Source organism: Candidatus Nebulibacter yamunensis (genome assembly GCF_024208055.1).
Lineage (GTDB): Bacteria > Pseudomonadota > Gammaproteobacteria > Francisellales > Francisellaceae > Caedibacter > Caedibacter lacustris.
The window spans coordinates 41,215-65,807 of the sequence record NZ_JAMBMW010000005.1; the positions used below are offsets into that span (position 1 = coordinate 41,215).

At 35.5% G+C, this 24,593-nt stretch carries 17 protein-coding genes; 2 read left to right on the forward strand and 15 right to left on the reverse strand.

Annotated features, from left to right (window positions below; all coding sequences use genetic code 11):
* Positions 1-1,155, reverse strand: coding sequence for an outer membrane protein assembly factor BamB (bamB, locus tag M1V25_RS03665; RefSeq protein ID WP_498842469.1), 1,155 nt, complete (start codon positions 1,153-1,155; stop codon positions 1-3).
* A gap of 20 nt (positions 1,156-1,175) precedes the next feature.
* Entirely contained in the window at positions 1,176-1,820 is a 645-nt protein-coding gene (locus M1V25_RS03670) for a YfgM family protein (protein WP_498842470.1), read from the reverse strand.
* A 166-nt stretch (positions 1,821-1,986) separates the two neighbouring features.
* On the opposite strand from M1V25_RS03670, the gene rng reads away from it, so the two are divergent.
* Complete coding sequence (rng, locus tag M1V25_RS03675) at positions 1,987-3,465, forward strand: ribonuclease G (RefSeq protein WP_239986729.1); 1,479 nt, start codon at positions 1,987-1,989, stop codon at positions 3,463-3,465.
* Between the two features lie 24 nt (positions 3,466-3,489).
* On the forward strand, positions 3,490-7,413 hold the full coding sequence (locus M1V25_RS03680; protein WP_498842471.1) for a YhdP family phospholipid transporter: 3,924 nt from the start codon (positions 3,490-3,492) through the stop codon (positions 7,411-7,413).
* Between the two features lie 7 nt (positions 7,414-7,420).
* Here M1V25_RS03680 and M1V25_RS03685 read toward each other — a convergent pair whose 3' ends face one another.
* From M1V25_RS03685 to M1V25_RS03745, 13 genes are all read right to left on the reverse strand, one after another.
* Entirely contained in the window at positions 7,421-8,932 is a 1,512-nt protein-coding gene (locus M1V25_RS03685) for an NAD(P)H-hydrate dehydratase (protein ID WP_498842472.1), read from the reverse strand.
* A 124-nt stretch (positions 8,933-9,056) separates the two neighbouring features.
* Positions 9,057-9,653 carry a UPF0149 family protein gene (locus M1V25_RS03690; protein WP_116963503.1) on the reverse strand — a complete coding sequence of 199 codons (597 nt, stop codon included), beginning with the start codon at positions 9,651-9,653 and terminating at the stop codon, positions 9,057-9,059.
* 126 nt (positions 9,654-9,779) lie between these two features.
* Positions 9,780-11,099: an NCS2 family permease gene (locus M1V25_RS03695; protein WP_498842473.1), complete on the reverse strand. Its 1,320-nt coding sequence runs from the start codon at positions 11,097-11,099 to the stop codon at positions 9,780-9,782.
* A 291-nt stretch (positions 11,100-11,390) separates the two neighbouring features.
* Positions 11,391-16,229: an NAD-glutamate dehydrogenase gene (locus M1V25_RS03700; RefSeq protein ID WP_498842474.1), complete on the reverse strand. Its 4,839-nt coding sequence runs from the start codon at positions 16,227-16,229 to the stop codon at positions 11,391-11,393.
* Positions 16,230-16,335: 106 nt separating this feature from the next.
* The gene (locus tag M1V25_RS03705) at positions 16,336-17,196 is read right to left on the reverse strand and encodes a PulJ/GspJ family protein (RefSeq protein WP_498842475.1); all 861 of its coding nucleotides are present in this window, start codon (positions 17,194-17,196) and stop codon (positions 16,336-16,338) included.
* Between the two features lie 12 nt (positions 17,197-17,208).
* Entirely contained in the window at positions 17,209-17,523 is a 315-nt protein-coding gene (locus tag M1V25_RS03710) for a pilus assembly FimT family protein (RefSeq protein WP_498842476.1), read from the reverse strand.
* Between the two features lie 86 nt (positions 17,524-17,609).
* Positions 17,610-19,436 (reverse strand): alpha/beta hydrolase fold domain-containing protein, encoded by a 1,827-nt coding sequence (locus tag M1V25_RS03715; protein WP_498842477.1) that lies wholly within the window; start codon positions 19,434-19,436, stop codon positions 17,610-17,612.
* Between the two features lie 45 nt (positions 19,437-19,481).
* Positions 19,482-20,102, reverse strand: a complete 621-nt coding sequence (locus M1V25_RS03720; RefSeq protein WP_116963537.1) for a fumarylacetoacetate hydrolase family protein — start codon at positions 20,100-20,102, stop codon at positions 19,482-19,484.
* A gap of 17 nt (positions 20,103-20,119) precedes the next feature.
* On the reverse strand, positions 20,120-20,470 hold the full coding sequence (gene erpA, locus M1V25_RS03725; protein ID WP_157966569.1) for an iron-sulfur cluster insertion protein ErpA: 351 nt from the start codon (positions 20,468-20,470) through the stop codon (positions 20,120-20,122).
* A 26-nt stretch (positions 20,471-20,496) separates the two neighbouring features.
* Positions 20,497-22,572 carry a polyribonucleotide nucleotidyltransferase gene (pnp, locus tag M1V25_RS03730; RefSeq protein WP_498842478.1) on the reverse strand — a complete coding sequence of 692 codons (2,076 nt, stop codon included), beginning with the start codon at positions 22,570-22,572 and terminating at the stop codon, positions 20,497-20,499.
* A 64-nt stretch (positions 22,573-22,636) separates the two neighbouring features.
* Positions 22,637-22,903: a 30S ribosomal protein S15 gene (gene rpsO / locus M1V25_RS03735; protein ID WP_116963510.1), complete on the reverse strand. Its 267-nt coding sequence runs from the start codon at positions 22,901-22,903 to the stop codon at positions 22,637-22,639.
* A gap of 150 nt (positions 22,904-23,053) precedes the next feature.
* Entirely contained in the window at positions 23,054-23,701 is a 648-nt protein-coding gene (gene pyrE / locus M1V25_RS03740; protein WP_116963511.1) for an orotate phosphoribosyltransferase, read from the reverse strand.
* A gap of 55 nt (positions 23,702-23,756) precedes the next feature.
* Positions 23,757-24,551 carry an ATP-binding cassette domain-containing protein gene (locus M1V25_RS03745; RefSeq protein WP_498842479.1) on the reverse strand — a complete coding sequence of 265 codons (795 nt, stop codon included), beginning with the start codon at positions 24,549-24,551 and terminating at the stop codon, positions 23,757-23,759.
* Positions 24,552-24,593 lie beyond the last annotated feature (42 nt).

The following is a 24,593-nucleotide window of genomic DNA, read 5'->3' on the forward strand; positions in this document are numbered from 1 at the left end:
TTAAAGGTCAATGGCTGCAAGTGTGCCATTATTAGTTTGAACGACTATTGTTTTGCCAACTGCAATTGGTTGAGCATTTATGCCATCCCCACCAACTTGAACACGATTGAGATATTTCCCTGTTTTGGCATTAAGTATATGAATGTAGCCTTCATAGTCACCAACAACAATAAAACCATCTATATATAAAGGCGCAGAGGGTTTTCTACCTTCTAATTCTATTGCTTGCCAGAGTGTGTCACCCGTTTTAGTGTTATAAGCTGTGATATTTCCTTTGCTATCAACAGCAAACAATGCTTCGTTATTTAAGACAAGATTACGATAAATGGAGGCTTTTTTTTGCCAGTTCATACTACCAAGTTTAGTATTAAAGCTAATTAAGTTGCCTTGGAAAGTAGCAACATAAAGTTTGTCGTTGTCAATAATCGGAGTGGCGGTGATGTCAACCATTTGCTGAGCAGGGGAACCAGATTGAGGAAGTGCAATAGGGTTATCCCATTGTTTTTCTCCACTGTCAGCTTTAAGCCCCCATAAGCTACCTGATGATGTTCCTGCTATGACTAAATCTTGATAAAGAATAGGAGAGCTGTTGCCAATGAGCATGACATCTGGGATAGGGGTGCTTTGTGTCCATAACTGCTGCCCATCACTGATTGCATAAGCAGAGAGGCTACCATCATGTGTCTGAACATAAATAACGTTATCAACAATTGTGGGTTTGGAAAAAAGGCTACTTGGCAGGACATTTTTCCACAAGATTTTACCTGTGTTACGATCAAGTGCAATAATTGTGCCACACAAGCTGCCAGCCACGACGTATTGACCACTGACATTAGCAGCTGAGCTGAGTTTAAGATCAGTATTCGTTGACCATAAAAGTTTGCCTGTTTGAGCATTTACAGCACTCATGTAACCATCAAAGCTTGTGGTGTATATAATATTATTAAAGCTTACAGGCGTTAATGTTAAATCAACTTGACCACCGTTGCCATTACCAATACTCCTATCCCAAACATAATTGACTTCAACGTTAGGTTTAAACTCAACAAGTGGTTTAGGCGGAATATCGTTACTCTTGTTACCACAACCAGTGAGCGTACTGCCAAGAAGGGTGATTAATAGAGAAGCGATAAAAATTCTTTTAGCTTTTTTCATGTATATTCCTAAATTAAACGTTACTTAAGTGCAGCAAGGTTATCAATTTTTATTTGCAGTAGGTTGTTAATATCAGTAAGCTCAGGTTTTTGTGTCTCTTTGAGTGCAAGTTCCCATTGCGTTTGTGCTGCTGAATAATCTTTATTAGCAAAATAAGCATCACCTAATAGCATGGCTTTGGATAAAGAAAAACCCGTAAGTTTAATGCTATTGAGCGTTGTGATTGCGTCATTTATTTGGTTTTGAGCCATTTGAATACGTGCAAGTCGTAGTTTTGCAATTGCTTGAACGTTTGGGTTAATCGAATTGTTTGCAATTTCCTGTAAACTTGCTACTGCTTGCGCTAAATCATCTTTAAGTACAGATTGCCTTGCAATTTCTAAACGCGCAAAATCTGAGTAAATAGATTTAGGATAAAGATTAATAATATTTTGTGCTTGGTTGATTATAATATCACTATTGCCAGTAACGTTTTCAGAAATCAACATCATTTTTTGATAAAGCTCAATTGCTTCAACATCATTTTGCAGCTGTCTTTTTTGCCAATATTGCCAACTAACAATGACAATTAAGACCAAACAGATAATGGTAACAACAGATGTTCTATATTTTTTCCATAGTAGCTTGGTTTTATCAAACTCATTAGTATCCAATTGTTCAGTCATGAATATAAAACGTAAGGTAACGACATTGGTCGCAAATATAACATAAAGCTTGGTAGCACTGTAGTGGAATATTAAGGTATCTTAAAATTGTTGAAAAAACGCTACAGCTATGGATGAAATTAAGTAAAATAAGCGCGGATAAAGATATCTTAAATGGTGAGCTGTTATGGTAAAAGCAGAAATATTAATGAATATAGCAGCACATGAGAAGCGTGTGGCTGTGATTGAGAATGGGGTTTTGCAAGAAGTACATATAGAGCGTGAGAATCAACGTGGCATAGTTGGTAATATATATAAAGGTAAAATTACACGTGTGTTACCAGGTATGCAAGCTGCTTTTGTCGATATTGGCTTGGAGCGCGCAGGTTTTCTACATGTTTCAGATGTAATGCCAATTGCTTCAGATGAAAGTGCTGGAATCGATTTAAATAGTAAGGAGGCGGATGTACGCCACTGGCTAAGAGAAGGTCAAAGCATTTTAGTCCAAGTATTAAAGGATCCATTAGGTACCAAAGGTGCACGTTTAAGTGCACATTTATCTCTAGCCTCACGCTATCTTGTCCACATGCCGGATTTAGATCATATTGGGATTTCACTTCGTATTGAATCAGAAGAAGAACGAGAGCGTTTGCAACAAGTGATGAAAGAGGCGCTTGGCTATGAATATCCACGTGGTTTTATTATTCGCACTGTAGCAGAGGGGTTGTCTTCTAAAGAGTTAAGAAAAGACATTATTTTCTTACAAAATCTATGGCAAGGTGTTGTTGATTCTGCAAGCACGGTAACAAAGGCAGGTGTGGTATATGAAGATTTAAGCTTAGTGATGCGAACGCTTCGTGACTTTGCTAATGATAAGGTAGAGCGTATTCGAATCGATAATATTGATATGTATAGCGAGCTGTGCCGATTTAGCGACAAATTTGTACCTGGCGTACGTGAAAAACTTGAACTTTATCGTTCTGATAATCCTATCTTTGATATGTATGGCGTCGAAGAAGAACTAGCGCGAGCATTAGATCGAAAAGTACCTTTAAAATCAGGTGGTTACATTATCATTGACCAAACGGAAGCAATGACAACTATTGATGTCAATACAGGAGCATACGTTGGAATGGTGAATCTAGAAGAAACTATTTTCAAAACCAACTTAGAAGCGGTACGCGTCATTGGTAGACAATTGAGATTACGTAATTTAGGTGGAATCATCATTATTGATTTCATTGACATGTTAGATGACGAGCATAAAGAACAGGTTTTAGATGCATTGGCTAAAGTGCTAGAGTTAGACTACGCACGAACAACTTTTTCTGGTTTGTCTGAATTGGGACTTGTCGAAATGACGCGTAAACGTACTCAAGAAAGCCTCGTTCAGTTTTTATGTGAACCTTGTCCAATGTGTCAAGGCAAAGGTAGGATTAAAACTGTACAAACGATTTGTTATGAAATTTTTAGAGAAATTAAACGAGAAGCCTGTACTTACCAAAGTAATGGTTTTCTAATAGTGGCATCAAGCGCAGTTGTTGATGCCTTGCAAAATGATGAATCATTTGGGTTAGGAGAACTTGAAATTATTATCTCGAAACCCATTAAGCTGCAAGCAGAATTCAGCTATGCTCAACAAATGTATGATATTGTATTAATCTAAATCAATAAACTTAGGTGACAATTTATGAGAAGACGTGTTTTTATTTTATGGCTTGGAATTGTCTTTGCCAGTTTTCTCCTGATTGTGATCTTAGTAGGATATGGATTATTAAGGCTGTTGCCAAGTTATCAACATACGATTGAAGATGTGCTTTCTCAAATGACAGGTTCAAAAGTATCATTACAAATTGAATATGCTGATTGGCGTGGTCTTGATCCTGTAGTTAAGGTTGGTCAAATTATGGTGAATGGCCATGATTTTTCACTGAATATTCCTGAAATGACAGTTAGAATTGATGGAATTCGATCTTTAATCGCTTGGAATTTTGTGACGAAGTCGATTGTGATTGATTCACCAAAACTGAAGTATTATTCAGAAACAAATAAAATTGATAATCAATTTTTGCAGTTACTATCTGTAGAAGAGATCAATCAGATAGGTGGATGTTGGTCGAGAGTTTTGGATTACTTGCTTCAACAACAGCGGTTAAGCTTAAAAGGAATGATAGTTGTCATTGATCTAAGAAGTCAGGGTATAGCCTGGGAACTTACGTTAAATATGGATTATACAAAAAGAAAGCAACAAAAAGGCTTATTAAACATAGCAATTTCACCTTTGATAGCTAAGCAAAATACACAAGTAGAAATAACAGCAGTTATCGAACAAAAGGATGATAAATATTACTTTGATAGTAATTTAATGGATAAAGCACATGTACTTATTAGTGTGCTTAATAACCTTAGTGATAAAATCAAGTTTGAGCCATTGATAGGAAATCAAATTAATCTATTTATTCAAAGTTCTATAAAAGGCTTGGATGAGATTTCTATGATCGGGGAGTTATCTGAATTAGAATTAGAAACTAAATTGCTGCAGAAAACAAAGTTTAAAAATATATCCTTTAACTTAAGGCTATTTCGCTACCAAGGTCGCTTTATGTTAGACGTAAATCCTTTAACCTTCGTAACGCACAATAAACATTATATATTTAGATCTACGCTCATGGCTTTGGATAATCATCGCTTAATGATGAATGTTTCACGCTTTAATTTGGCAGATTTTTCAAATTTGACTCAGTTAGATGTTGTTAAATGGCGTAAAGACTTAATTTTATCAGGGCAGCTCACAAATCTACAACTTTCATTTGATTTACAGGAAATGAATATGGATGGTGTGCAACTAAGTGCCAACTTCAATAATTTAGGCGTCACACAAAGTGATAAACGCTTTGATTTTACCGGTTTAACTGGACAACTTTGGTGGCAAAAAAATAGTGCAAAAATTTTATTAAATGCACCAAATTTTACCTTGGGTGAAAATACGGTGTTTACAAAAGTATGGCCACAATTTAACGCTGTTGGCGAATTAAATATCATCAAACAACAAGATAAAGTCATCGTTTATGTGCCAAATCTTCAATTAAATAACAAAACAATTAATTTTTCTGCTAAAGGCAATATCGACGTTCCACTTGATCAGCCATTAAATTTTACATTAGATATCAAAGCAAACCTAACTGGACAACATGTAACAACGGAATATCAATCTTTTTTACCCAAACATGGTATTCCAATAGCGCTTTATGATTGGTTAATGAAATCTTTATATGGTGCAAAAGCAGTTGATGCAAGTCTTAAAATCAAAGGGGTGGCACGTAATATTCCATTTGCAGATGATTCAGGTGTTTTTAAAATAGATGCTAATATTCAAGATGGAAAGCTTATACCATATTTTGGTTTAGGTGTTGCTTATGGGCTTAATGGTAGTCTTCACTTTGACAATGAACAATTAAGCGCTAAGGTCGATAGGGGAATGCTAGGTGGAATTCCAATTAAAATAGCTCACGTCAGTGTTGATAACATTGCTCGTAACATCCCAGCAACTCTTACTATCACTGGTAGTGCTGACACAAATAGTAAGCAAGCTTACACGTATTTAGAAAGTACAGAATATGGCAAGTTAGTGAATGAGCTAAGCCATTATGCAAAATTACAGGCTAACACAAGTATAAGCCTAGGGATTGAGATTCCATTCGGTGATCAGTCACGTCATCATCGCTTTTATGGTAAAGTTTCAATCAATGATGGTTTATTATCTATATATCAGCCATTTGTATATAACATCTATGCTATGGAAGGTGAAATTGCATTCAATAATAGCAATGTTTTTATACACCAAATAAAAGCTATGTTAAACAAGAATTTCCCTGTCGCATTAACAGGGTCGCTTAACATAGAAAATCCCAAAAACCCGACTGTCATGCTAACAGGCAAAACGACTATTCCATTTACAGAAGGAAACTTCAATCCATTAACAAAGTTTAGTACAAAACAAAAACTGTCAGGAACCTTGCCCATTAGCTTCGCACTCAATAGTAATTTTGATAAAGGCGAATTTAAAATAGACAGTAATTTTATAGGTTTGACAAGCACATTAGGTGCTCCATTTAATAAAACAGCTTTTGAATCTTTGCCAATTGAGCTTAAGCTTTCATGGCAAAAGGACAATAACATAGGTAAACCAATTGACATTCAACAAATTTCAAAAGCACAATTTGAAGTTGAAACTAAACTAAATATTGCAAATCAAACAGATTTAACAACGGGATTTAACTTTAGCAACAAAGGTATAGGCGCATTGAGTATGACAGGGCACATCCATAAACTCAGTTTAGATTTCTTATTGAATCTAGCAAATATGGTTGACCAAGCAATCTTAACCTTTCGTGCTCAAAATCAACTACAACAACTAACAGCACTAAATACTCCCTTGGTGGAAGATAAAAAAACAAGTTATGATAATTGTCTCATCGTTGCAAATTATGCTAATTGCATCTATCGCAATTTAAGTAATTGGCTTAAACCAAAAATCAATTTGGATATAGGTTTACTTGATGTTTGTAATACGATTTACCAGGATGTCAACCTTAAAACAGCAGTAAGTCAACATTATACAAATATTGAGTTGACGGCTAATAATTCAGTTAAAATAACTATTGACATACCACAAGCTTTACAAAAGCCAATAGAAGTAAACGCAGATAATTTATCCTTTAGGTTATCTAGCGATAAATTTAAAAAAGAAAAAGAACAACAAACTCGAAACGATGCTCAGTTTAAAGGTGTTTTAGCTAAGGTGCTTAACGTTAATACTCTACAAAAAATTCCAAATGCCAACATTAAATTAACTAATTTACAAGTAGGTGGATATGGTATTCCAAATATCTTAGTAGCGGTTAATATACGCGCTGGCGTTTTATTTATTCCAGTATTGTCAGCCTATGATCCAAGCTCAAAACTCTTAGCAAGTGTGCAGTTATCACCACAAGGCAGTACCTTGCAACTTAATGCATTTTCACTAAATTGGGGAAATTTACTTAATAGTTTTGGCTATGAAAACTTTCTTAAAAGTACATCTGGGGATCTAAATGCAAATTTCAGCTGGTCAAAACTCATGCCAAGTTTCTCAAACATAAAAGGTAACATAAGTATCGACTTACTAAATGGCGTAATTCTGTCGATAGATGCAGGTATTGCAAAATACATAGGTTTACTAAGTTTAGATGCTTATTTTAAACGATTATTTTTACCTTATAACGATTTTGAGCATCAAGGGATGCCATTTAACCATATCACGGGTAGATATGACTTAAAGGATGGCATTGCCATAAGCCAGCCTTCAGTTGTGATTGACACGCCAGGTTTTGCACTTATTGTGCAAGGAGATATTAACATTTTAAACAAAACATTGAATCAAAGAATTAAATATCAACCTCATTTTTCGGGCACCACAGCTGCTGTAGCTGGTGCTTTGGGGGGACCAGTAGTTGCTCTTGCCACCTATTTGGGTGGTAAGGTTTTAGGCAATACATTATTTAGAAATATGGGTCTTGTTAGCTTTGATGTGGTCGGTAATTGGGATAAGCCGACACTTAAGCAAGTTCAGTAACGGGGGGTTAGGCGTACTCATTCAACACATCTACCACGGCTTGTAGTAATTTTGTGGCGCTAAAGCCATAAACACCTTTTTCTTTAGCATATTTTTCACTGGCTATCCCTTGTAAAAGAACAGCAAACTCAGCAGCCTTACTAACGGATTGAAGTTGTGCAGCAAGACCTGCAATCATGCCTGTAAGTAAATCACCTGAGCCAGCAGTTGCTAAAATAGGATGTCCATAACGGCAAAGCTTAAGTTTATTCTCAGTGTAGAGTAAAGTTCCAGCACCTTTTAGCAAGACTTGTGTATGATAATGATCCGCCAGTGTTTTGGTTAATTCAATACGGTTATTACGAACTATGCTTGCAGTTGTATTTAATATTCTTGCTGCTTCGCCTTCGTGTGGTGTAATGAGCAGTTGATCTTGATTACATCGAAGTTGAATTGATTTCAAGAAATCTAATGCACCGGCATCTATAATCATAGTTTTATTAAACTTAAGTGCTTCAGTGATAATACGTTGTGACCAAGGCATAGATTCAACCATGCCTGGACCAATTACAAGAACATCTAATTTATTTATTAGCATTTCAACGTCCCTGAATTGCTCAACTCCATAACACATAATCTCAGGTTGATTCAGGTTGATAAAAGTGGCATGCTCTTTATGAGTAAATAAACTTACACGTCCTGCACCTATGATTAATGCGGCAGTTGCAGTCATAATAGCAGCACCAGACATCCCTTTATCACCTGCAATGATACCAACGTTTCCTTTGTCATTTTTGTTAATAGTTTTGCATTTGAGTAAGTGAGAAATATAGCTTTTTAGATCACTATGGTCTAATAGAGTTGCTTGCGGTTGAAGGCTAGAATCAAACATATCCTCACTAACAAGTGGAGCATAAATGAGATTACCGACATAATCAGGAGCTTCCCCTGTATAGAGTCCTATTTTGTTGCAGACAAAGCTTACGGTTGTATTGGCCTTGATGGCGCAACTAAATAACTTACCAGTCGAAGCGCACACCCCTGATGGGACATCAACACTTAAGGTATAACGACTGTGAGCATTAATCGTTTTAACAATTGTACTGAGATAACCACTGATATCACGATTAATGCCAGTGCCAAAAAGCGCGTCAACCACAACATTTGCTTGTTTAATCGCTTCTTCAAAAAGATCATGATCAACATAAGATAACAATTTTATATCAATGCCTAAACTTTTTGCATGCTTCAACATATATTGGGTATCTGGGGTTAATCGATCATCATCAATAGTAGTGAATATACGTGTGTCAATATTGGCCATATGTGTAAGCGCTGCAATCATAAAGCCATCTCCTGCATTATTACCATAACCTGCAATCACAACAATGCGTTGAGGACATTGCTTTTGAATTTCATTAAAACAAGCAAAAGCAGCTTTAGCCATAAGATCTAGACTGTTAATGCTTTTATTATGAATAAGATATTGATCTATATCATAAGCTTGTTTGGCACTATAGAGACTTTTAAAATGAGTCATGATTTTTTGTTGATTCAATAAATTTGTGTGATAAGCATATTTTTTATAAAGCAAAAGTGCAATAGGGCAGCAGTGGTTGTCGTGTCAGAATGGTACTCATAACGAATCTAACAGTTCGATTTATTCATGAGCTTGACTTTTTTAAAGCATACAGTTGAATAATTAAATCAGAAAGCTTAGAAAGTTCTTTGTTACGTTGATCTAAAGACAAATTCTCAAAATCACATTCATCATCAAAGCCTAATATTTCATCAATAACAGATTCAATTTGTGGATTTAAGTGCCATGCAGCTTCAAAATACTCAAAGCCACGTTCAAACCCATCTAGCCAAAGGTCAATCGCAGGCATGGCTTGACCTTTGTACATTTTATGATAAACGAATGGTTCAAAGTCAACAAGTTCATTGTCAAAACAGTGCTTAAGTGTATCGTAGTGTTGAGCAATACCTTCAAGCAATTTAGTTTGCTCTGCTGGGTCTTTGAAATGTGGCAAGGAACCTTCTTGCCAAACACCTTCTAACCAATCTTGCTCATCTATAAACTCAGGGCATAGTAATACTGCAGTTAAATATCCATCTAACATGGATAATGAAAAAATATGCTCATCACCAGTGAAGTTTTGTTCTGGTTCAGGATACAGGTTTAATAGTAATTCATCAAATTCATTGATTTTCTTAAGATCGAGTTTTAAGGGTCGTTTTTTATCAGCTTTAGGGCTCATATATACTCCGTTTTTAGTATTATTTTTTTATATCCATGCTGAATTTATAACGCATGAGAGAACGTAATAAAGTTATTTTTAATTTAATAAGAGTGGGGTTAAAAGTAATAAATAGTATAAATGATTTTAAAAGACTTTGAGAGAGCCTAACATGATTAAAAAACAACAAATGGTAATAATTAAAGACATTGGCGTGATTTGGCTGCGATCTTGGATCATGGTGATAATAAACCATGTTACCATCCCCCAAACGATGCCTTCTGAAATTGATAGCGTAAGTGGCATCAAAATAATAGTCATAAATGCAGGAATGGCATGGGATGTATCATCCCATTGAATTTGCTTAACGGAGGATAACATAAAACTTCCCACAATAACTAAAGCAGGTGCGACAACGTACATTGGGACCATCATTACAATGGGTGCTAAAAACAAAAAGGGTAAAAACAATATTCCGACGATAACTGCTACTAAGCCAGTACGCCCACCAACGGAGATACCCGTCACAGATTCAACGTAAATCGAAGTAGGGGAGCTGCCCATGAGGCCAGAGCTTGCTGATGCAAATGAGTCTACGATAAGGGATTGTTTGATACGAATCGGTTGACCATCTTTATCAAACCAATTAGAAGATTGTGCAAGACCGATTAAGGTGCCAGTGCTATCAAAAATATTGATAAATAGAAAAGTAAAAATTGCAGGAAGAGCAGCTACTTTTAGGCTACCTGACCAATCAATTGCAAAAAAGAGTGAAAAATCTGGCCATGATACAATATCGTTTGGTAAGTGCATGATGATGTTATCACCAAATATGCGTCCAACTGGAAAAGCTAATATGCAACCCAATACAATCATCAATAAAATAGCAGCTTTAATGCGTAGCGCTAGAAAAATGGTAAGCGCAAAAAAACAAATCAAAAATATAAGCGTTTCTGCTGTTAATGGTGCGATTGCCAACAAACCAGATGGTGCTTGGTGTATAACACCAGCATTATAAAAGCCAACCAAAGCAATAAAAATACCAATTCCTGCACCAATACCATGCTTTACACCATCAGGGATGCCAGCCAGAATTTTAGTACGAACATTGAAAATAGCTAAAAGTGCAAATAGTACACCTGACCAAAAAACCGCACCCAGTGCAACTTGCCAAGGAATCTCCCAAGCTTTAACGATAGTGTACGTAAAAAAGACATTCATTCCCATTGCTGGTGCTAAAGCATAAGGGTTTCTGGCATAAACTCCCATAGCAATCGAGGCAAAGGCGGAAATAAGCACTGTACTTGTCACAAGTGCACTTTCTGGCATTCCAGTTTGTGAGAGAATTTTCGCATTAACAACAATAATATACAGCGTTGCCAAAAAGGTGGTTAAACCTGCAATAAGTTCAGTGCGTAAAGATGTATTATATTTAGAAAATTGAAAGTAATTTTGTAAAAAATTCATAATTATTGAGTAAACCTTATTACCTTTGAGACATTCAAGCGCAGTATTGTATCATGAAATAAAAAACATACTAGTGTACCTAAATCCTAAACCTGCTTACAATATGCTGATTTACTTTGATTCTCATAATATATATTATGTTAAATTAATACCTAATAAAGATAAAAGATAAATTTTATCTCCTAACAACTAAAAAAACACATATCTGGTTTTTCCCAGATGTGAGACTCAGACAAAAAATGAAAAAACTCCTTTCCGTAGAGCTCATTTCTGTTTTATCTTGTCTCTGTCTCACCTTGCGCGAGCAAGGTCATCTAAACTTCTAAAAGCAATATTTACGGATTCAAGGTTAGGCTCATCGGCACGCATATCTTCAATTAAACCTAACCAGCGTGCAATGTAGCTTTTATTAAGGTCAAGCCAATACTGTATTTTTGCTTCAACACCTTCAATATCTAGACATAGCTCAATCACGCGCTTAACAAGGCGATATTGTAATTTATCTAAGTCATCCCTTAATGCTGAAGTTGAAAGCGTACCCCAATACGATTGTTTACTACCTAAGTTATTAATACATCCCCTAAACCATGACAACCATAATTTTTGATTCAAGAAAATAGAAATTTCTTCAAATAGCTTCTCATCTTGAATTACTTCAATTGCCGCAGTTAAATCCATTACCGAGGTTGCCATTTTAAATGACAAGACACTATCAATGATATCTTGTGGGACGCCTGCTTCTAACAACGCAGCAGATTTACGCTCAATACGTTGTTTTTCAGATGAAATAAGAAGCCTTGGGAAAACTTTTAACGATTCAGTTGCTGATATGGCATATTTTTCAATAGTTTGATTAATTGCAAAACCACGTGTCTCATTACGTAATATCCAACGGCAATTTCGTCTAACAAATCTAAATAAGATTTGCAAACATTCTTGTTGGCTTTCGCTAGAAACTTTGCCATTTAGGTTTTCAACCTTTTGCCATATTTGATTCAAGCCAAAAATTTCAACAATCGCACAAAATGCCTTAATAATATCGGCAACAGAAGCACCAGTTTCATCATATAGTCTCTGAATAAAAGTAACACCCATATATAAAGTTACAGCATTGGTAATTTGAGTCGCGATAATCTCTCTTTTAAGCTTATGACTTTGCATTAAATTCACATACTTTTCGCGTAATACTTTTGGAAATTCCCATAATAAAAAGAATGAAAAATAAGGGTCATCAGGCAAGTCTGACTTTAAGATTTGTTGTTTAATCATTGTTTTGGTGTATGCCATAATCACAGCAAACTCAGGAGCAGTTAAGCTTTTACCAGATACAGCTCTTGTTTGTAATAACTTATCAGTTGGCAAATATTCAACTTCACGATCAAGTTGCATTTTACGCTCAAGCTCACGCATCAAGCGTGCATAAGATTCAACAAAGTAGCGTTCCTGATATTTCAACTCATTAGCAATAGTCCTGTTTTGACTATAATTATTTTCAAGCACCAACTTTGCTACATCATCAGACATTTCTGCCAATAACTTATTCCTACTTTGCATAGAAATATCACCACATTCGACTGCTGCATTAAGTAGAATTTTAATATTCACTTCGTGATCTGAACAATCAACTCCTGCGGCATTGTCTATCGCATCAGTGTTGATTGCACCACCTTTTAAGGCATATTCAATACGACCTAATTGAGTAAAACCAAGATTCCCCCCCTCCCCCACTACTAAGCAGTTTAGATCACGACCATTAACACGTAATGAATCATTGGCTCGATCACCTACATCTTGATGACTTTCAGTATGCGCCTTAACGTAGGTACCAATTCCTCCATTCCATAGTAATTCAAAGTTTGCTTTAAGCAGAAGTTGAATTAATTTGTTTGGTTCAAGTTCATCAGCATCTGTTTGCAGTAAAGCTTTAATTTCATTGCTTAACTTAATACTTTTTACTAGACGACTAAATATCCCACCACCTTGTGAAATAAGAGATTTATCATAATCTTCCCAAGTTGAGCGCGGCATATCAAATAACCGTTTTCTTTCTACATAACTAGAAGTTGCATCTGGATTAGGATCAATGAAAATATGCATGTGGTTGAAAGCAGCGATTAGGCGAATATGTTTAGACAATAGCATTCCATTACCAAACACATCCCCTGACATATCACCAATACCAACCACTGTAAAATCTTCGCTTTGGATATCTTTACCTTTTTCTCTAAAGTGACGTTTAACTGACTCCCATGCTCCACGCGCAGTAATTGCCATTTTCTTATGATCATAGCCATTTGAACCACCTGAAGCAAACGCATCCCCTAGCCAAAAATCGTATTGAACAGCCACTTCATTAGCAATATCTGAAAAAGTCGCCGTACCTTTATCAGCTGCAACAACCAAATATGGATCATCTTCATCATAACAAATGACATTTTGTGGTTTGATAATTTCATTATTTTTAATATTATCAGTGATATCTAAAAGAGAACTAATAAACATTCTATAACAGCTTATAGCTTCCTCCATTACGGCATCACGCCCTAAGTGAACAGGTAATTTTTTAGGTAAAAATCCACCCTTTGCACCAAGTGGGACAATAACAGCATTTTTAACTTGTTGTGCTTTAACTAAGCCTAATATTTCTGTGCGATAATCTTCTTTTCGATCCGACCAACGTAGTCCACCACGAGCAACTTTTGCACCGCGTAAATGTATGCCTTCAACTCGTGGTGAATACATAAAAATTTCGAACATAGGTACAGGCTTTGGCATTTCTGAAATTTTTGCTGGAATGAGCTTGAAAGAAATATATTCTTTATATTCATTATTTGCAGTTTTTTGGTAGAAGTTTGTGCGTTGGGTTGCCTCAACGATTTCATATAAACGGCGCAAGATCTTATCCTGATCTAAACTTGCAACGTTACTCAATTTATTTTTAATTGACTGACGATAAGCTTCTACTTTTTCTTGACGCATTTCTTTAGCATATTCTGGGTTAAAACGTATATCAAATAATTTTATTATTTCTCGAATAATATCAGAGTATTCTATAAATGTGGTTTCAATATGCTGTTGACTAAAACGCATACCAATTTGTACCACATAGCGTGTGTAGGTCCTTACTAAAGCAACTTCACGCCAATTTAAACCAGCATAAACGATTAAAGAGTTAAGGCGATCATTTTCTGTGATACCAATCCATATAACAGCAAAGGCTTCTTTTAATAATTCACTTACTTCCATAATATCAACTGGTTTAGTAGTGGTTAAACCAAAATCAGATAACCATATAAATCCACCTGACTTTGGGCTAATTTTATATGGACGCTCCTCCGATACGCAAAGACCAAAATTTTCTAAAATTGGCATCACTTGGCTTAACTGAATAATTTCATCACGTAAAAAAACTTTAAAATGTAATCTATTGCTGCTTTCTTCTAGAACCTGGTATAAGCACATTGATAGTCGATTTTTATGCGAGGTTTCAAAATGAATAACATCAGAAACTGCTTTACGTGGAATGTAATCATCTTTATATGCTGAAGAAAAAGCATGTCCATACTCTTGGAAATAATAACGACCTTTATTTTCGCCATACTCTTCAATTAATTCATCAAAAAGGTAATCGCTCCATTGGCGCTCAGCTGTTTTAATTTGTTCTTCTAACAGCTCAAAATCAATATTTTCAAAGGCTGGATTACCATCTAAGTAAACTGTAAAGTCAATACGGCATAGAACACTTTCTAAGAAGTTTGTTTTAAACACAATGCGGTTACCATTGAAAGTTTTTAGCAATATCTTTTCGGCGCGTTCACGCACATCGGAATTGTAACGATCCCTCGGCATATAAAGCATACAAAAATAATAACGACTAAATTGGTCCTTACGTACGAACAACTTTATTATTTGGCGCTCACGAATATGATAAATTCCAAGAGCAGTATTAAAGAGTTCTTCATCAGAGCTTAAAAAGAGCTCATCACGTGGATAAGTGTCAATAATATTACTTAGTGCTTTATAGGCATGACCAAACTTTCTAAAGCCTGATTGCTTTAATACCATTTCTTTGCGTAAGCGTAAAAATGGGATATGTTGTGGTGATGAATGATAGGCAGTTGATGTATACAAACCTAACAAACGTTTATAGCCAATAATTTCACTTTTATCATCATAAATAGCAACAGAAACAATATCCATATAAGCTTGACGATGAATTGGAGAAATCTGATCTGACTTAGCAACAGTTAAAATTGCATCTACATTTGTACTAATATTTAAACTTTTTTCATGAATATCATTGAGTGCAGTAATATAGTCATCATTCACTGAGAATAATCCTAAGACAGAATCTTTTTGTGCTGTAAAAACCTTCCCGTGTTTAGTTTTTTTTGCCGCAAATGCACAATAACCTAAAAAGATAAAATGGTCTTTTTTTAAGAATTCTAGAAAGTCAATTGCCTCATTATAATAGTTTTTAGCAATTTTATTTTTCGGACGTTGGACATCTTGAATCATGGTTTGTAATTCGTTTTTCATTGGTTCGAAATCACGAATAACTGCTTGTAGCTTTTTATAGGTTTCTCTAACATTTGCTTCAATAAGCTCAAAATTCTGGCGTTGATCGCTCTGACGATCAATTTCCATTATAACCAAGCATGATTTAGCAGTATCTAGCATTGAAACGTTATCTCCAATATTATCAACAAGCTCAGTAAGCTCACCTCTAGCATTGCGCTTTAAATCAATACCCCCAACATTCATCATAAAATGAATACCAATACCCATAGAAGACATTAACATCATTAAGCTATCAACGATAAAAGGAGAATCATAACATGACATTTCTATGACTGTATGGTGTGATACCCAGCCATTTTGTTCATATACTGGATTGTAAACACGTACTAATAAATCATTATCACTGTTTTTGTAAATGTATTTCCAAAAAGATACGATAGAGCCGTATAAATCAAGAAGTTCGCGACTGTACAATTCTTTTTCTGAAATCACTCGAATATATGCTTTTAAAAGTGACTCGAGATTCTTTGCATTTTGTACTGAAAATTTGTCCTTGAACATGCTTGTTAATTTTTCGATAAGCGCTTGCGTTCTCTCGTTGTAGTGCATTTTTAAACCTACTGTTTGTTTTGTTGACAAAAGACGCAAGCATAATAAGCGAGTTTTGCCTGTCTCTCAATACCCTACTTTACTTTAGTTTAAACTTTTTAGTACCTTATAAAAGGTTAGGTTTTAAGGCGATAATAAGTGTATATTGCTGAGCATTAATTTGATATTGAATTTCAATACCCTTTGTTTCTTTGTACCAACTATTTAGATAACCTGGAGTACCTTCATTATCTATATTTCTCCAGGCGCCATTAATAAAATAGCGAATCTGAAAGTCTTCAACATTTCTGATCACTTCATCACTTTTGCTTTCCCCATCCACATTAAGCATGAGGCTTCTTACACCATTAAGTTCACGCAAATAGAAGATATAAACATGATATTGAGCTAAAAAACTATTGATTGCATAGGATCTTGCTGGACCTTGCTCAACAGAAACTAAGCTACCTGAGGCATTAGCTGTGGCTTTCATGACCTGATATCCTGCCTGATCGGCAAGTAATACAAAATCATTGTTTCCAATTGCTAAAGTTGTTGGAATAGGATTGTCACCTTGATTAATTCCTGATGTGGTAAATTGACTGCTAACCATGCTTTGTAACATTAAGATATGTGTCCCTAATACCTGGTTAGGAGGATTATAGAAGTTTAATAAAGTTGCAGCATAGATAGGGGGATAAACTAGTGGATTAAAGCTTAAAGTACGCACATCAACTTGCTGCCAAGGCCAAATTCCAAAAGGTGAAAGTGAAGTTGCTTTATCTATAGTATTACGGATAACTTGTGAAACGAGATTTGCACGCGTATTATCCGTCATTTGTGTTACGGTACGCGTATAACTATTACGTACCGTAAAATACATTTCTGCTGCAATCACTAAAACAAAGGCACCCACAGAGATACCAATCAATACTTGAATAAGCGATGCTCCTTGTTGTTTTTTTAGTTTCTTTAGATAACTAGCCATCCTGTGTGCTCCTTAAGGACTCACCGCATAAATTCTTTTTTGTTCAATATTTAACATGATGTTTCTACCAATTAATTCTGTAGCTGTTGTTGAAAAGTTAATGTTTCCTGTAGGCGAGAGATCCATGTTTTGACCTGTTATCCAGGACTCTTCAACTCGATTGTCAAGTAAAAATTCAATCTCAACTTGACTGTTAGTACGATTGGCAACTATTGCTGAACGCAGCATTACGGTTATAAATGAATTGAAAACAAAGACTAAAATGGTAAGAACAACGAGTGACTCAATTAAGCTAAATCCATTTTGTTTTTTTAATTCAATTTTCATGGCTGAACCTTAAATACTGCTAGATTCTAAACTCAGTATAGATAGTACCATCTTTTTTAAAAGTTAATCACGATACTTTTATAGTGTTACCTTGCTGTTAAAAACCGATCAATCCGTTGATAAAGAATTTCGCATTCTTGCGGCACCAGTTTGCCAAAATTAATGAACCCATGAATCATGTTATCAAAATGATAATGATGAGTATCTACCCCCCTCTCCATTAATGCTTGTGCAAACAATAATCCTTCGTCTCTTAATGGGTCATAACCTGCAGTAAAAACTAAGGTGCGAGGCATTTTTTCGAGATTTTTAATATAAAGTGGTGATATACGTGAGTCATCAGCATTTATACCTTTTGGTCGATATTGCTCATTATACCAATTAACATTGCGTGATTCTAACAAATAACCCTGGCTAAACTCACACATCGACTCCGTATTATGGCTAAGATCAGTTGTAGGATAAATGAGTATCTGATTAGTCACATTAAAATCTCTTGTTTGTAATGATTTCTCAATGCATAAAACTGTGTAATTACCACCAGAACTATCTCCTGCCAAAGTAAAATCTTCATTACTTGCCTTGATATCATGTGCATGGTTATATGCCCATTTAGCAGCAATATAAACATCATCTAGCCCTGAAGGGTAAGGATTTTCAGGCGCCAAACGATAGTCAATAGCTAAAACCACACGATTGGTTATTTTAGCTAAATACCGACAAGGTGAATCAAAAGAGTTCAATGTACCAGACACAAAGCCACCACCATGTGTATAGATAATAATTGGAAGATATTTACTGGGATCAGGATGGTATAAACGTACATTAATTTCACGTTTATCAAGTTTAAGTGCAAAATCCCTAATCGAGGTAAGTTCAATTTTTTCTCCAGCGTATAACATGAGTGATGATGCGGACCTACGCACACTTTCAATGTTAAGTGGGCTCTCTTTTTTATATTTATTCACGAAATCCAATAAGTTTTGTAATTTATCTGGAATCATCTTTAAACCATGATAAAGTGTGACTTCTCTTAGTTCAGATTTTGGTTTAACCTGCACTGATACACTATTTGACTTCGCTAAAACGCTAAACCAACTTTGCTGTTTGGGTGTCATCCTATCACCCAAACCACTTATACTGCTTGCAATACCTAAATCATTACAATCAGATAGGGCAAATTCAGTTAAGTGCATACCAACCCATTTCACTAGCATTACAGCTTTAGCATGATTATCAAAACGAGTTTGTAAAATACAATCATTGTTGATAATGTTATTTGACCAAGGCACGTAGTCAACAATAAAATTACATGGCAAGTAATGGAGTCCTGCCTCTCTTGCTAAAACAAATTCAGGAAAAGCCGTCATACCAATAACACCACCTCCCATTACCTGATAGCATTTTGCATCTACCATCGTTGGAAATTGAGGTCCGTCAATACAAATACAAACTTGACCAAAATGAATAGGGAAGTCAAAGTTTTTCTTATACTGCTTTATTTTATTTGCCGCCTCTTCGCTAATTGGATGTGTTAGTGATACATAAGCTAAAATTCCATCATCACAAAAAGTAGCTTCACGCAACCCTTTAGTACGATCTATATATTGATAAGGAATTACCATTTCTCCAGGTTTGATGATGGTTTGTAAACTTCGTACCGACGATAGTGCCAAAATCGCTGTGGCTCCGTATTTTTTAAGCACATAAATATTAGCCCGATAATTAATTTTAGAAGGCAGAATATTTTCAGATTGTCCTGTTCGACATAAGAAAAGCATTTCTTTATCATTAACCTTAATACGGTAGAGTCCATTTGAACACAAGCCAAAAGGTGTTTCTCTTGGTAAGGGCTCGATTATTTCAAACTCATCAAATTCTTCAAAACCACTGCTACCAATAATTGCCCACATAACTTTATTTGATCCTTATTTTCAACATATCAGTTTACATTTAGGTTATAAACTTGCTTGCCAAGACTGTCGTAATAACATTTTTTCATTTAAATACAATTCAACCTTAAACGTATCACCTAATTTGATTTCTCCAACGCCTTCTGGTGTACCTGTCATCAATATATCACCAGATAACATGCTGAAATATTGTTCTATATGATAAATTAGCATTTGCGGTTTATAAATCATATGTGCATAATCACCTTTTTGCTTAAGTTGATTATTAATATATAACGCAAATGATAAATGCTTAATAAGACTTTCATCTTCAAGTAGAATAAACTTGCTAAACACTGCAGATGAATCAAAGGCCTTAGCCTTTTCCCAGGGCAATCCTTTTTGCTTTAAAGTTGTTTGTAATGCTCTATCTGTTAAATCCAAACCAATAGCAACAGCTTTTAGATGGTGATCAATAACCATAAAACTTAATTCAGCTTCATAATGTAATATTCTATTAGCTGGAATGACTAAACAATCGGATAGTGAAGAATTTGGTTTAATAAAAAGTACTGGTTCATCAGGTACTTGATTGTTTAATTCATGAATGTGCTTAAGGTAATTACGACCAACACAAACGATTTTTGAAGGTGTTATTGTAGTTTGATTAAATGCAACACTACGCATATAAATAAAATAAAGAGTTAAACTGAAAAAGATGAACCACAACCACAAGTTGTTTTAGCATTGGGGTTGCGAATAATGAAATGTGCCCCTTCTACATCTTCTTTATAGTCAATGTCAGCACCAATTAGGTATTGAAAACTCATTGCATCCACTAATAGACAAACACCCTGATTTTCAAACATCATATCGTCTTCTTTTCGCTCCTCATCAAAAGTAAATCCATATTGAAAACCAGAACAGCCACCGCCTGTTATATAGACGCGTAACTTCAAATTAACGTTTTCTTCTTCGTTGATAAGCTCTTTCACTTTTAATGCTGCAGCATTAGTAAAATTAAGTGGTTGAGCAAGTTGCACAGCCATCTTCATATCCTTAAATATCATTAACTATATTTTTATTGTATTGGTACAAGCTTAATTTTTCCCATGCGATCAATGTTTTGCACCATTACTTTAAGGGTTTTACCCTCAGTCATAGTATTTGGGTTAACACCTATATTTTCAAGCTCAGAAAATGGCAACAACCCATCTTTACCAGGCAGAATGTTCACAAATACTCCAAAATCTAATGCTTTTACCACTTTCCCACTATAAGTTTGCCCAATTTCAGCACTTGCCGTTAATGCTTCAATTTCAGCAATTGCAGCATTTAATGCATCCTTACTTCTTGCAAAAATTTTTACTTCACCATTATCTGAAGTATCAATTGAAGCTCCTGTTTTCTCAGTAATACCTTTTATGGTTACACCACCCTTACCAATTACATCACGAATTTTAGCCGGATCAATCGTAATGATTTCAACCTGTGGCGCATTATCAGCAGTTTGCATTTTATATTCAGAAATGACTTCATTCATAATACCTAAAATATGTAAACGCCCTTCTTTTGCTTGCTCTAAAGCTGCATGCATGATTTCGCGCGTAATCCCTTTTATTTTGATATCCATCTGTAATGCAGTTATGCCATAACGTGTACCTGCTACTTTAAAGTCCATGTCACCCAAATGATCTTCATCACCTAAAATATCAGATAAAACAGCGTATTTACTACCATCTTTTATCAGTCCCATTGCAATGCCTGCAACAGGGGCTGCAAGTGGAACGCCCGCATCCATCATCGACAAAGATGCACCACAAACGGTTGCCATTGAACTTGAGCCATTAGATTCCATGATTTCGGATACTACGCGCACGACGTAAGGGTAAATCTCTTCATTTGGAAAAACCGCTTGTGTAGCACGTTTTGCTAGATTTGCATGACCAATTTCACGGCGTTTAGGCGATCCAATCATGCCCGTTTCACCAACAGAAAACGGTGGAAAATTATAGTGGAGCATATAACGATTTTTCTTGTCACCACTTAGCGTTTCGATAAACTGGGCATCTCGGTCGTTACCTAACGTTGTGACAACTAATGCTTGTGTTTCACCACGTGTAAACAAAGCAGAACCATGTGCTTTAGGCAATACACCTGTCTTAACATTGATTGGGCGCACAGTACGTGTATCGCGACCATCAATACGTGGGAAACCATCTAAAATATTTTTACGCACCAATTCTTTTTCGATATCGTGAAAGATGTTTTTAATTTCGTCAACTGATACTTCATCTAATTCGGTTTCATCAACAATAATCGACTCAATAACAGTCTTTCTTAAATTATTTAATAATTGCGTACGCTTTTGTTTTTCTGTTGCTTGATATGCACTTTTAATTTCGCTAAAGAAACGTGTCTTAATTTGCTCTTTTAGTGCTTTATTTTCAATTTTAGGTGTAAATTCCCAGCGTGGTTTTGCTGCATATTTTGCCAAATGATTAATCGCTTCAATAATTACTTGCATTTGTTGATGACCATATAATACGGCACCTAACATCACATCTTCTGGTAAGCTTTTAGCTTCTGATTCAACCATTAAAACGGCATCTTTTGTACCAGCAACTACCAGATCAAGCTCAGAAATCCCTTGCTTTGCAAATGAAGGATTTAAAATATATTGACCATCGATAAAACCAACACGCACACCTGCAACTGGTCCTTCAAACGGAACTCCAGACAATAGCAACGAAGCCGAAGCACCGATCAGCGCTGGAATATCAGGTGGTACCTCAGGATCAAATGATAAAACGGTTGCAACAACTTGAACTTCATTATAAAAGCCTTCCGGAAATAGTGGTCTCAATGAACGATCAATCAAACGAGAAATGAGTGTTTCATAATCGGTTGGACGCCCTTCTCGACGTGGAAAACCACCTGGAATTTTGCCCGCTGCATAAGATTTTTCTTGGTAGTTAACTGTCAATGGGAAAAAGTCGATACCTTCCTTAACCTCTTTGTTAGCAGCTGTGGTTACCAATACAACAGTATCGCCAATTGTAACAGTCACAGAACCTGCTGCTTGACGTGCCATCGCACCTGTTTCCAAAATAACCTGATGTTGTCCTAACTGAAAGACTTCTTTAAATATTTTCACTTGTATACCTTAAATTATCATTGTTTTGCAATGTGTCGTGCCAATGAATATCAACTATTATTTCTTATCTACGTAGACCTAAACGATCGATCAATACGCGATAGCGCTCAATATCTTTGCTCTTTAAGTAATCTAAAAGCTTACGGCGTTGGCTAACAAGGCGTAATAATCCACGTCTTGAGTGGAAATCTTGCTTATGCTGCTCGAAATGACCTTGCAAATCTTCAATACGTGCAGTTAATAATGCAATTTGTACTTCTGGTGAGCCTGTGTCGCCCTCTGAACGTTGATGTTCAACGACGATTACCTTTTTTTGCTCGGTGCTTAACATAAAGTTTTTCTCCTAAGATTTTGTATTGTGTTAAACTTCCCATTTTTAGTTTTCCTTGTTAGTTTAGAAACATAAAAAACCGTGACAGTTTAGCAACGCAGTATAATACATGCTTTTTTTAGAAACAACAAGCAAAGCCAAGGCTTATTTTTACGTAACTCCGTAGTTTTTTTGATAAGATTTCATGCGTATTAATAAGGTTTCTTCAATCTGACCTTTAACCTGTATATATTCAATTAAGTCACGCAATGTAGCTACAGCGTAAATAGGAAACCGATATGTCTCTGTAAGTGATTGAATAGCAGAAACGTTTTGACCAGGCGCAATTTCTTGACGATCAAGCGCTACACAGACACCGACAATATGACCATTTTGTGCGTAAATTACGTTAATAGCTTCTTTGATTGCAGTACCTGCGGTAATTACATCATCAATGATCAGTACACGCTTACCAGTAATGTTAGCACCAACTAATATCCCACCCTCGCCATGGTCTTTTACTTCTTTACGATTATAGCAAAATCCAACTTCAATATTATATTTTGAAAATAAAATTGAAGCCACAAGTGCTGCTAGGGCAATACCTTTATAGGCAGGTCCGAACACTACATCAAATGCAACCTTCTCCTGCATGATTTTCTGTACATAACACTCCGCAAGTTGATACAGCGTCTTACCACTATTAAAAAGCCCTGCATTAAAAAAATAGGGGCTTATTCTGCCAGATTTTAATCTAAACTCACCAAATTTAAGCGCACTAGCGCTAATCGCTGCATCAAAGAAAATGTGATTCATCATCGTTTAGTTACCATACTTTTTTTCATAACGCCACTATAGCAAAATCTGACCGACTTTAAATATAATTTTTAGCATCAGAACCTTTCTTAGAATAAAATAAAAAAGCATCTTCCTTGCTAAGATATTTGACCTTAATTTGGAATGCTCTTTCGAAATTATCATCAAGTATTACTTCTTTGGGTGATGATTTTTTTAAAAGTTTACCTTCATGAATCAATAGCATTTCATCACAAAATTTTGCTGCTGAATTAATATCGTGCATCACTGCAATAACGCCAATGTTACGCGTTGCTAAAATATGATTTAGTGTTTCGAAAACTTGCGCTTGTTGGTATAAATCTAAACCAGTTGCATGCTCATCTAACAACAGCCAACGTTCAGCGCTATTATTGTTATCTGCCATAATTTGAATAAGCACGCGCGCAAGATGGACACGCTGTTTTTGCCCACCTGAAAGAGTATGAAAACTTTGATTTTTTTGTTTAGATAAACTTAACAGTTTAAAAATATAATCTAAAACCTCAAGCTTACTATCATGTGGAATTGCACAGGAATAGGTACCCATTAAAACAACATCCATAACAGAGTATTGAAATAATACTTTTGTATATTGAGATAAACATGCGATCAATTTTGAACGATCTTTTATACTTAACATCAAAATGTCTTTTTCATTTATATAGACTTTGCCCGATAAAAGTTTTTGAGAAAAGACTCCTGTTATTGCATTTAATAAACTAGATTTACCTGCACCATTGATGCCAATAATGGCATATTTTTTACGAGGGATAAATTCAGCAGTAATTTTTTTTAGTCTTAACTGCAAGACTAGATCTTCTACTTTAAGCACAACAAAAACCATAACAAAATCATAAAAAAACTATACCTAAAA